The following is a 2143-nucleotide window of genomic DNA, read 5'->3' on the forward strand; positions in this document are numbered from 1 at the left end:
CTTCCATAAACTCTTTTTAGAAGAAGGTGAGCGACAGAATTTTTATGAGCGCCTCTCTCGGCTGGAAAAAAATTTGGCAGATACAGATGAGAAACAGATTTTGAAATCGATTCGTAAGCAGATGGATCAACTGCTCTATTTGGAGCTAACAAATTTCCATGCAATCACAAAAGGAGCAGATTTTGATATTCAAGATTTAGAATCTATTCACTCTCGTTTTGATCCGACACAGCACGAACTTATGGCTCGTATTGAAGACCTTATCAAGGAGGATGTGAGTCGTGGTCAAACGCTAAAACATTCACATTGAGGATAAGCAAAATGGCTGATATTGTTGATCTCTATTTAGAGACTGGTGATTTTTATGAAGCAGTGAAACAATCAGGACTACCAACGCATGTTGCTCATTTAAAATTGATTAAGAGTGGCTGCTTGAAGATCCAAGATAAAATTCAGTATGGTTCTAGGACGGCTAAATTAGGAGGACTGGCAGAAGAACTTTTTCAAAAATATGTTCCAGAGGCAACGGATGCCAATAGGTATTTTAAGAAAAATAACCCTGTCTATGATTTTTGGTTTGAGGGGTTAACGATTGATGTTAAGTACAGCTCCTTGCATAAAAAGAAAAATGGAAATTCTCATCACTGGCAATTTAGAACAAATGGCAATCAAGATTTTATTGTTGCTTTTCTTGAACGTGAAAGTGGTTTAGAGTTGACGAACCCTTATATATTGTTAGTCCCTATGCAGTTTATTGAAGCTAAAAAAGAGTTACATGTTTCTCCATCTGGTCCTTGGTTTCAGAACTTCAAAGTTGAAGCGGAAGAATTACAGCCTTTGTTAAAAGAGTACGCTGCATTACGAGAGGAGGAGTAGATGACGAGTCCTAACATCACATTTATGCTTCAATATACAGAAGCTAATAGCCGATATGTTAACTACACCAATCGTAGCGAAGCTGTCAAAATGGACGAGGAGCTTTTCCTAGAAACCAATCGCCAAATGGTTGAAGGGTTGACTGAAGATGCCATGACCCAAATTCAGGAAGCTGTTCCTGAAACACAGTTGAACTTTCGAGAGTATATTGATTACATGAACCGCTCCTATGCGACCGAAAAACAATCCGAGGAATTGACAGCGGTCTTTACGCAAGAGGCTGATTATCTTCAAAAGCGACGTTTGGATGAACTCAAAAATAAGTTAGAAACAGCTTATCAAAATGGTTCTCTTCTCTGGCAAGGTGTTATTTCCTTTGATAATGCTTTTCTAGCTGAGCAAGGGTTATACGATACAGCAACTGGTCGAGTTGACCAAAAAGCAATTAAGGCAGTTATGCGTGATATGATGCCAACCCTTATCCAAAAAGAGAAACTTTCGGATTCTGCTTTTTGGTGGGGTAACATCCATCTCAATACTGATAATATCCATATTCATTTCGGACTTTCCGAGATTCAATCTAACAGAGAAAAAATCTTTTACCAGCCTAGAATGCGTATGGAGTACAAAGGAAACTTCTCACAGAAAACCATTAACCGTTTTAAAAGTGGGATTTATCATGGGCTCTTGAAAGAAGAGACACGATCAAACCTGATTAGAAAAGAACAGATACTTGCTAATCTCAAAACAAATTTGATCGCTTCCGTTTATCAGAACAACAAGGTGGTATCTTCTGCTGAAAAAAATTTTTTGGAGCAGGCTTACAATCACCTACCACTCAATAAAAGGTGGCGTTATGGTTCCAATGCGAGAGACTTTGCGGTTAGTAAGTTCTTTCTAGATAGATACTTGGACTCCTATTTAAAAAATGAAGGACAGGTTGCTTATCAAGAGTTTTTGCAAGAAACAAGAGACTTTCTCGAAACTTATCAAGGCGTCTATTCGGCTGAAAAAAATCACACCTACGAAAAAATTCGCAAGATGGATGGTGAGGTCATTCGGACATTAGCGACATCGAAGGGATATGATTTGGAACATCACCTGGCACGTCGTGTTATGGATTTAAGAGAACGACTCGCTAATAATGTCTTACGCTCTTTTAGAGAAGCTGCACCTCAGTTACAAGACGTTCGGCTGGAAAAAAATTTGGACAAGTTTTCAAGTTTGAACCAGAGGAAGATTTTAGAACAGCTACCTAAAGCACAAG

General features: G+C 38.5%; 3 protein-coding genes. All 3 read left to right on the top strand.

Translation table 11 applies throughout. The features are described from left to right. A partial coding sequence (locus AALA56_RS09940; protein WP_369909877.1) for a hypothetical protein occupies positions 1 to 310 on the top strand: 310 nt, incomplete at its 5' end. An 11-nt stretch (positions 311 to 321) separates the two neighbouring features. Then, a complete protein-coding gene (locus AALA56_RS09945) occupies positions 322 to 876 on the top strand; it encodes a hypothetical protein (protein ID WP_369909878.1) in 555 nt (184 codons plus the stop codon). Continuing rightward, on the top strand, positions 877 to 2143 hold a 1267-nt coding region (gene mobP2, locus AALA56_RS09950), incomplete at its 3' end, for a MobP2 family relaxase (protein WP_369909879.1).

It is taken from the genome of Streptococcus hyointestinalis (assembly GCF_041225505.1).
Lineage (GTDB): Bacteria > Bacillota > Bacilli > Lactobacillales > Streptococcaceae > Streptococcus > Streptococcus hyointestinalis_B.

Coding starts and splice junctions, on each gene's coding strand:
- AALA56_RS09945 (WP_369909878.1), top strand. CDS start 322: ATGGCTGATATTGTTGATCTCTATTTAGAGACTGGTGATTTTTATGAA.